The sequence below is a fragment of the Kitasatospora phosalacinea genome, from assembly GCF_000717185.1.
Lineage (GTDB): Bacteria > Actinomycetota > Actinomycetes > Streptomycetales > Streptomycetaceae > Kitasatospora > Kitasatospora phosalacinea_A.
On record NZ_JNYE01000087.1, the window covers coordinates 25332 to 33587 of the forward strand.

General features: G+C 72.2%; 7 protein-coding genes. 6 read left to right on the forward strand and 1 reads right to left on the reverse strand.

The features are described 5' to 3' along the window. Positions 1-263: 263 nt before the first annotated feature. Both OO57_RS44210 and OO57_RS29225 read left to right on the forward strand, forming a co-directional pair. Complete coding sequence (locus tag OO57_RS44210; protein WP_033255699.1) at positions 264-2255, forward strand: RDD family protein; 1992 nt, start codon at positions 264-266, stop codon at positions 2253-2255. A 74-nt stretch (positions 2256-2329) separates the two neighbouring features. Beyond that, positions 2330-3052, forward strand: coding sequence for an RDD family protein (locus tag OO57_RS29225; RefSeq protein ID WP_033255700.1), 723 nt, complete (start codon positions 2330-2332; stop codon positions 3050-3052). Positions 3053-3144: 92 nt separating this feature from the next. Here OO57_RS29225 and OO57_RS29230 read toward each other — a convergent pair whose 3' ends face one another. After that, the gene (locus OO57_RS29230; protein ID WP_033255701.1) at positions 3145-3426 is read right to left on the reverse strand and encodes a hypothetical protein; all 282 of its coding nucleotides are present in this window, start codon (positions 3424-3426) and stop codon (positions 3145-3147) included. A gap of 339 nt (positions 3427-3765) precedes the next feature. Here OO57_RS29230 and OO57_RS29235 point away from each other — a divergent pair, with 339 nt between their 5' ends. The 4 genes from OO57_RS29235 to mycP all read left to right on the forward strand — a co-directional run bounded on the left by OO57_RS29235 (position 3766) and on the right by mycP (position 8143). Then, complete coding sequence (locus OO57_RS29235) at positions 3766-4455, forward strand: endonuclease V (RefSeq protein ID WP_033255702.1); 690 nt, start codon at positions 3766-3768, stop codon at positions 4453-4455. Positions 4456-4596: 141 nt separating this feature from the next. Next, complete coding sequence (locus OO57_RS29240) at positions 4597-5028, forward strand: hypothetical protein (RefSeq protein WP_033255703.1); 432 nt, start codon at positions 4597-4599, stop codon at positions 5026-5028. Between the two features lie 52 nt (positions 5029-5080). After that, a complete protein-coding gene (locus OO57_RS29245; RefSeq protein ID WP_158715262.1) occupies positions 5081-6580 on the forward strand; it encodes a WXG100 family type VII secretion target in 1500 nt (499 codons plus the stop codon). A 90-nt stretch (positions 6581-6670) separates the two neighbouring features. Further along, complete coding sequence (gene mycP, locus OO57_RS40480) at positions 6671-8143, forward strand: type VII secretion-associated serine protease mycosin (RefSeq protein WP_033255705.1); 1473 nt, start codon at positions 6671-6673, stop codon at positions 8141-8143. Positions 8144-8256: the final 113 nt, after the last annotated feature.

Genomic DNA, 8256 nt, shown 5'->3' on the forward strand with positions numbered 1-8256 from the left:
CGGTTGTTCCGGACGGGAACACCGGAACCCGGAGCCGCCCGACCGCTGCTCCGCCACCGCCCCCGGAACGGCCCCGGCCGTCCCGGGCGCACCTGCCGTACCACGTGTCTCCGCTCGTTACACGAGTTCCGGTGAACCCGGGGGACGAGGTCGTTCGAGGTACTACCCTTTGTGACTGCCCGGCGACTCTCCGCCCGCGGCTCCCCCACGCACGTCCGCACACCCGCACGCCGCGGTGCCGGTACGAAGGAAGACGCGACGCAATGACGGACCGGCCCTCCACCGCAGGCCCGATGCTCGGCGCGCCCCTGGCCGGGGACGCCGGAGCCCCCGGCTACTACCCCGACCCCTCGGTGCCCGGCTTCATCCGCTACTGGGCCGGCCACGCCTGGGTCCCCGGCACCAGCCGCCCCGCCCCCGCCCCCGGCGAACCGCTCGACCCGCCGCGCTTCGTCGCCCGCTACCTCACCGCGCCCCCGTACGCCCTCCCGCCCGGCCTCGTCCCCGTGGCGGCGGCCGGGTCCGGGTCGGGGCCGGGGCCGGGAATGGGGCCGGAGCCGGGAGCGGGTCAGGAGGGAGCTGCGGGGCCGCTGGTCGAGACCGGGCCGATCTACCTGGACGAGACCCGGGCGCAGGCGGTCTTCACCATGCCCGTCCACCCCGAGGCGGGTACGGGTACGGGTACGGGTGCGACGGTGGTGGCGGTGGGCGGGGCGGCGGGATCCGGGCCGGGGGAGCTGGAGGTCCGCCCCCGCAACGAGATGGAGTCGCTGCGCCCCGTCGAGGCGGCCCCCTGGGCGGTCGCCGGGAACGGGCTGCAACCGGTCGCGGCCGAGTCCTGGGCCACCGCGGCCGCGCTGCACCTGGGCGGCGGGGGAGCGGGTGTGCCGACCGGCGCCGTCGTCGCTCCGCGGAAGGGGCGGGAGGGACAGCCCCGGGAAGGCACCCGGGAGGGCCGGGGCGCGCGGTCGGCCGGGGAGGCGCGGGAGGTGGAGGCCGCCGTCCGCCCGCTGGAACTGGCCGGGCCCGCGGCCGCGGTCGCCGTCGCCGTCGAGTCGGAGCCCGAGGCCGCCGTGGGCGTGGCGACGGTGCCGCGGGCCGCGCAGCCGCTCGGGGGGACGCCCTGGCACGGGGCCGGCGCCGGGGAGGGGGTCGGCCCCGGTGTCGGTGTCGGCGACGGTGTCGGTGACGGTGTCGGCGACGGTTCGGTGGGCCTGGCGGCCACGCCCAGGGCGCTGTTCGAACCGGTGCCGTCCGCGGAGCCGGCGGAGCCCGTACGGCCCTCGGCCGGGCCGCGGCCGGAGGCACCGGCGGGGGCGCTGTCGGAGGCGCTGGCGGAGGCACTGCCGCAGCCGCGGTCGGCCGACTCCGGTTCGGGGTGGCGGGCCGATCCGCGGGCGCAGCGCGGGCTGATGGAGACGGGCGGGGCTCCGCGCTGGGTGTCGTGGGGCGTCGAGCCGGAGCCCGGTGCCGCGGGGGCCGTCGATGCCGCCGGTGCGTCCGTGCAGGAGCAGGCTCCGGCGTCGGCTCCGGTTCCGGCGTCGGCTCCGGCTTCCGCGGAGGCGCCGGTCGAGGCGGAGCGGCCCGGGCGGGAGCCGCGGACGGCGCACGTCACCAGCGAGCGGGTCCGCCCGTCGCGCCGGGCCGGGGAGACCGTGCCCGCTCCGGCTGCTCGGGCCGCCCGGGCTGCTGAGGGTGCCGCGGCCGGAGCCAGGAAGCGGCGCACCGGGGCCCCGGCGCCCGTACCCGCGGGGCTGGGCGCGCGGGTGCTCGCGTGGCTGGTGGACGGGGCGGTCACGGTGGTGGTCGGCGCGGCCGTCGCGGTGCCGCTGGCCGGGACGGTGCGGGCGCACGTCCAGGAGAAGATCGACCGGGCCGCGCTGGCCGCCAGCCTGACGGGACGGCAGCACCAGGTGTGGCTGCTGGACGGGACGGTGCTGAGCCGGGTGGGCGTGCTGCTCGGGGTGCTGCTGGTGTTCGGGCTGCTGTACCAGGTGCTGCCGACCGCCCGGACCGGCCAGACCTTCGGCAAGCGGCTGGCCCGGGTCAGGGTGGTCGCCGCGGGCGGAACGGGCGCGCCCGGCTTCGGCCGGTCGCTGCTGCGCTGGCTGGTGCGCGGGTTGGGCACCGCCGTCCTGCTCGGCCCGCTCGCCGCGCTGCTGGACCGTCCGGCCCGGCGCGGCTGGCACGACCGGGCGGCGCGGACCCGGGTGGTACGGGCGGAGCGGGCGGTGCGGGCGGTGCGGGGACGCTGAGGGAGCGCGGCAAAACGGACGGAAACGGATCAAATATCCCAACATCGTAGTATTCGCGGTGTTCTACTCGTGCCATGAGCACCAGCGACCCCTCCGGAACCGAGCCGGAGGAGGGCGGACGGCCTTCCTTCGACAAGCAGCCCCCGTCGCCGGGCAGCCCGTACGACACCCCGCCCGGCTACGGCGGCCAGTACGGTGCCCCGGCCGACTCGGGCTCCCCCTACGACGCCCCGCCCCCCGGCTACGGCCCCCCGCCCGGCGGACCGGCCGGCCCGGGCGGCCCCGGAGGCCCCGGAGGCCCCGGAGGCTCCGGAGGTCCTGGCGACCCGTACGGTTCGCCCTACGGCGCGCCCGGGCCCGGCCCCGTCCCCGGCATGCCCCCGCTCGGCGGCTGGGGAGCGCGGATCGTCGCCCGGCTGGTCGACTACCTGCTGGTGCAGGTGATCGCCATCGTGGTGCTGCTCCCGTTCCTCCACTTCAACGAGCGGAACGGCTGGGCCGGCTCCTTCTGGCTCGGCGGAGCGATCTACCTGGTGTACGAGGGCCTGATGCTCAGCCGGGACGGGCAGACCCTCGGCAAGAAACTGATGAAGGTCCGGGTCGCCATGCTCACCGACGGCTCTTCCCCCACCCCCTCCGCCGCCTGGACCCGCGCCGCGGTCTTCATCTTCCCCGCGCTGATCTGCTGCGGCGCCCTCTGGTGGGTCATCGACGGCCTGTTCGGCGTCTTCGACAAGCCCTACCGCCAGTGCATCCACGACAAGGCGGCCAAGACCGTGGTGGTCTCGACCGACTGACACCCCTCCGCTCCTGGGCCCCGGGCGCGCGGCAGCCGTTGACCTGCCGCGGGCCCGGGAGTCTTCGTCCTCGCGTCGGTGCGCGCCCGGCCTCAGTGCCCCTGGTGCGCGTACACCCGCTCCCGGGCGGCGGACGGCGCGGGCTGCTCCCGTCCCTCCTGCCCCTGCGGTGCCTGCTGTGCGGTGGCGGACGCCCGCGCCCGCGGCGGCAGGCGGCGGGCCGCGGCCGGGGACAGCAGGACGGCGGACAGCGTTCCGAGCGCGACGGCGAAGCCGACCAGCACCGCGATCCGCCACACCCCCGACTCCCCGGACACGGCCAGCAGCGCCACCGCGGCGACCACCGCGACCAGCGTGCCGACACCCAACTGCACGGCACTGAAACGACTTCCGGACACCAACGCGGAAGCCCGGGACGCGGCAACGGCACGGGACGGAACTGCGGGGCGCGGCATGGCAGTCACCCTTCGCGCGGGGCGGGGGAAGCGGGGCGGAGAAACGGGTGCGGGGAAGAACGGTAAGTACAGCCTAACCGCCGTGAGTTGACCTACTCGGGGGCACGGGGGGCGCACAGGCTCACTCCCCGGCGGCCGCACCACCGCACCACCTCACCCGGCGCGTGCGACCGCCCGCTAACGTGCGTACGGACACGGCGGGCAGCACCGCGCCCGTCCGTCCGTCCGCCGCACCTGTTCCTGACACCGGGAGCCGCCATGACCGTCCCCGCCGACTGGCCCACCACGGCCGAGGCCGCCCGCGCCGAACAGGAACGCCTGCGCCCCCTCGTCGTCCCCGAAGGCCCCGAACCCCCGCGCCGCCCCGGCACGTTGATCGCCGGGGTCGACGTCGCCTACGACGACGAACGCGACGTCGTCGCCGCCGCGGCCGTCCTCCTCGACTACCCCACCCTCGACGTCGTCGAACAGGCCACCGCCGTCGGCCGGGTCGCCTTCCCCTACATCCCCGGCCTCCTCGCCTTCCGCGAACTCCCCGCCGTCCTCGACGCCCTGGCCCGCCTCACCCGCACCCCCCACCTCGTCGTCTGCGACGGCTACGGCCTCGCCCACCCCCGCCGCCTCGGCCTCGCCAGCCACCTCGGCGTCCACACCGGCCTCCCCACCCTCGGCATCGCCAAGAACCCCTTCACCTTCACCCACCAGCCCCCCGCCGACCACCGCGGCGCCTGGACCCCCCTCCTCGACGGCCCCGACCCCGTCGGCCGCGCCCTGCGCACCCGAGCGGGCGTCAAGCCCGTCTTCCTCTCCGTCGGCCACCGCATCGGCCTCGACGAAGCCACCGCCGTCACTCTCGCCCTCACCCCCTCCTACCGCCTCCCCGAAACCACCCGCCGCGCCGACGCCCTCTGCCGCCAGGCCCTCGCCGCCACCGCCCCCGCCCCCTGATCCCACCCGCACCCACCAGGGGGCGTGTTGACAGCCCGTTCCATGTGTTAGACATAGAGGTTGGAGCCAACTTTCTTTCAGGCCCCAGGCGGTCGAGCAGGAGTCGCGCGGGGCAGCAGGTACGGGGGAGGTACGAGACACATGACTACGAGCGGCAACGGCTTCCAGGTGGAGGTCGACAACCTGCGAGCGTTCGCGTCCCAAGTGCGCGGGCTGCTGAGCGAGTTCGAGAGCGGTGCGGGCAAGTCCGCGGTGTACGGGGCGAGCGGCGTCGGCTCGGGGGCCTTCGGGAGCTTCGGCGAGGCGCAGGAACTGGGTGCGGCGTACAACCGCGCACGCGTGCAACTGAGCGGCCTTCTGGACCAGATCCAGGAAACCATCGATGTGGCACAGCAGAATGCGGACCACACGGCGATGAACTACGAGGAGCACGAGCAGGACACCAGCAAGCGCATGACGATGGCGCAGGACGGGTGGACCACCACCTGGAGCCAGTCCGAACTGAACGCGCAGCAGGCGTCTGCCAAGGCACCGCAGAGCCAGCCGACGACCACGGCGAGGCCGCAGTGGTAACGGCAAGGAAGACTGAGGTCACGGAAGAAGGACGGGGGACTGTACGGTGAGGATGCTGGATCAAGGCGGGGACGGCGGCGGCGCGTACACCGACTTCTCCGCCCACAGCCATGGTGAGTTGATCTCCATGGTGCAGTCGCTTGACTCTGGCTCGGTCATGGCGGCGGCCGATCCCTGGCGGCGGGCTCATGAGACGCTGACCCGGATCCAAGCCGCGCTGGTGACTGCCACCAGTGACGCCACCAGCACGTGGCAGGGAAGTACTAGCGACGCTTTCCACCAGCACATGACCGCGCTGGCAGAAAATGTTGGCGTGGTGGCCGAGACCACACACTACACCGCCACTGTTTTGCAGCAGCTGTCATCGTCGATCGACCAGGCCAAGGCTGACATGCCTGACGAGCCGGGTTTCTGGGACAAGGTCGGTGACGGTGTCAGCGATGCGGCCAAGGAATCGGTCGGAGTCGACAACGCGGACACCCAGCACAGCATTACCGAATCGCGTAAGCAAGAGGCGGTCGGAGTGATGCAGGTGCTGGCGGCCAAGTACAGTGTCGCCAGTACTTCTCTGGGGAAAATCAAGGGCGTTGATGACGACCCGAACGCGGCGAAGCAGCTGACGCCGCCGAGCGATGGTGCCGCGGGATTCATCGCGGCGATCGCCGGTATCAGTGCAGGCTCCTTCCAGGGATCCAGCCGAACGACTGGTTCTTCGGGCTCGCAGACTTCGCTCAAGAGCACGTCCACCAGTCGGTCGCCGCAGACTCCGAAGATTCAGCCCACCGTGATTCGCCCCACCGATGCGGGGATCTCCGGCGGCACGGCCAACGCGCTTCCCCAGCCGAAGGGCCCGGGGACGGGGATCGACGGCATCCAGGGTGGTGTCCGTGGCGGTACCACGACGGTTGGCGGCTCCGGTGGCGTGCACGGCCCGGTCGCCGGTGGTAGCGGTGGCGGGCTGGGCGGTGGCGGTACCACCGGTGGCGGGCTGGTCGGTCAGGGTGGGGGAACCCTGGCGGGTGGCACCGGTCTCGGTGGTAGCCGTGCTGGCTTCAGCGGCAGCAGTGTCTCCAAGGCCGGGACGTTCGGTGCCAGTGGCCTGAGCGGTAGCGGTTCCGGTGCGGGCAGCGCTGCGTCCGGTGGCGCCGGTGGTACCGGTGCCCGTGCTGGTGGCATGGGCGGCGGTATGGGCGGTGGCGCCGGTGCCGGTGGTGCCGGTGGCGGGGGCCTCAAGGGGCGTTCCGGCAGCGGTCTGACGGGCAAGGCCGGCGGTGTCGTCGGCGAGGCCGCGCAGGGTGGCGCCGGTAACCGGTCCTTCTCGCAGGGTGGTTCCGGCATCGGTCGGAGCCGCTTCGGCCAGGGTGCCGCAGGCGGCGCCGGTCAGGCCGGTGGCGCGGGCCAGGGCGGTGCGGCCGGGCACGGCGGCATGGCCGGTCAGGGCCAGGCGGGCAAGCGGGCCAAGAAGGGCACGTCGGACCGCCCGGACTACCTGGTGGAGGACGAGGAGACCTGGGCCTCCGGCGAGAAGGCCAACCCGAACGTGGTCGAATGACGTTCGGTCAGTAGAACAGTCGGACATGACCTGGCCGCCCTGCAGATCCGAGGGTCTGCGGGGCGGCCGCTCAACGAGGGGTGACGAGGCTTGACGACCAGCCGATCTGCGCGCGGTCTGGCCGCGCTTGCTGCCGGAGCCCTGCTGTGGGGCGTGAGTGCAGGGCCTGCTGCTGCGGATCAGGACCGCAATCAGCAGTGGGTGTTGAAGAACTACAACATGGCCACCAAGGTCTGGCCCATCAGCCAGGGCGAGGGGGTGGTCGTCGCAGTCATTGATACCGGTGTCGATGCTAGCCACCCGGACCTGGCTGGGCAGGTGCTTCCCGGTCTTGATCTCACCGATCCAAATGGCGATGGGCGGACCGACAGTCAGGGCCACGGAACCGGTATGGCATCCAACATTGCTGCGCACGGGCATGGCAATGATGCAGGTGTCATGGGGCTTGCACCTAAGTCAAAAATTCTCCCAATAAAGATTGACATTGATGCCGGATTGAGCCTCGGCTCGGGAAAACCGGTCAACTATAATGATCTCGCCAGGGCGATCCGATATGCGGCTGATCACAATGCAAAGGTCATCAATATGTCCTTTGCGGGCCCGGGGGAATTTCAGCAAGAATATAGGGATGCGATCAACTATGCCCTTCAGAAGGATATTGTCCTTGTTGCCGGGGCCGGGAATGACGGTATTCCCGTGGTGTCATATCCTGCGGGATTTCCTGGTGTAGTGGCAGTCTCGGCCGTAACGGAAACTGGCGATATCTGGAAGAAATCATCTACGGGTCCGCAGATCACGTTGGCCGCTCCGGGCGACAATATTCACCATGCCGCCCTTGGCAGAGGGTATGGCAGCCCTTCCGGGACCTCTGATTCGTCGTCGTTTGTCTCGGCAATTGCTGCGCTCGTGCGCTCAAAGTACCCGAACCTCTCGGCGGGGCAGGTCATCAACCGGATGACCAGTAGCGCTTACCAGCAAGAAGGCCAGGGTCCGTTCCCGAACGACAAGTACGGCTACGGCATCGTTTCTCCGTCGGGGGCACTGGCCGAGAATCCCACGGTGGACAACGGCCCGAAGGAGAACCCGCTGCTGAACCGCGCGGAGCCGGACTGGGCCAACATCGACGGTCCCGCGGCCTCGCCGTCCGCAGGGGCATCGAGCCCCGCGAGCGGTGGCGCCAAGACCCCTGCGAACGGCGGTGGCTCGGCCGCTCCGCAGGCGAGTGGTGACTCGGACAGCAAGAGCAACACCGGGATGCTGATCGCGATCGGTGGCGGCGTCATTGCCGTGATCGTGGTCGTGGTGATCGTCGTTCTGGTGCGTCGCTCCAAGAACGGCAACAACGGCAGTGGCCCGGGCGGTCCCGGTGGGCCGGGGGTGCCGGGTGGTCCGGGTGGGCCTGGGGGGCCGGGGTACGGGTATCAGCAGCCGCAGCAGGCGGCGGCGGGGTACGGGTATCCGCAGGGGCAGCAGCAGCCGGGGTACCCGCCGCAGCAGCAGGGTGGGCAGCCGGGGTATCCGGTGCAGCAGCCGCCGGCGGGGGGGAATCCGTACCAGGGCTGAGGCCTGAGAGGTTTGGTGGGTGGACGGCCCCTCGTGGGGTGGCTGGGCGAGGGGCCCGGTTGCTCGGCGGGGGGCCGTTGGGGTGGGGAGGGGTGGGGGACACGCTCACGGAT

Excerpts from the sequence above, each read along its gene's own strand:
- OO57_RS44210 (WP_033255699.1), top strand. The coding sequence starts at position 264 with ATGACGGACCGGCCCTCCACCGCAGGCCCGATGCTCGGCGCGCCCCTG.
- OO57_RS29225 (WP_033255700.1), top strand. The coding sequence starts at position 2,330 with ATGAGCACCAGCGACCCCTCCGGAACCGAGCCGGAGGAGGGCGGACGG.
- OO57_RS29235 (WP_033255702.1), top strand. The coding sequence starts at position 3,766 with ATGACCGTCCCCGCCGACTGGCCCACCACGGCCGAGGCCGCCCGCGCC.
- OO57_RS29240 (WP_033255703.1), top strand. The coding sequence starts at position 4,597 with ATGACTACGAGCGGCAACGGCTTCCAGGTGGAGGTCGACAACCTGCGA.
- OO57_RS29245 (WP_158715262.1), top strand. The coding sequence starts at position 5,081 with ATGCTGGATCAAGGCGGGGACGGCGGCGGCGCGTACACCGACTTCTCC.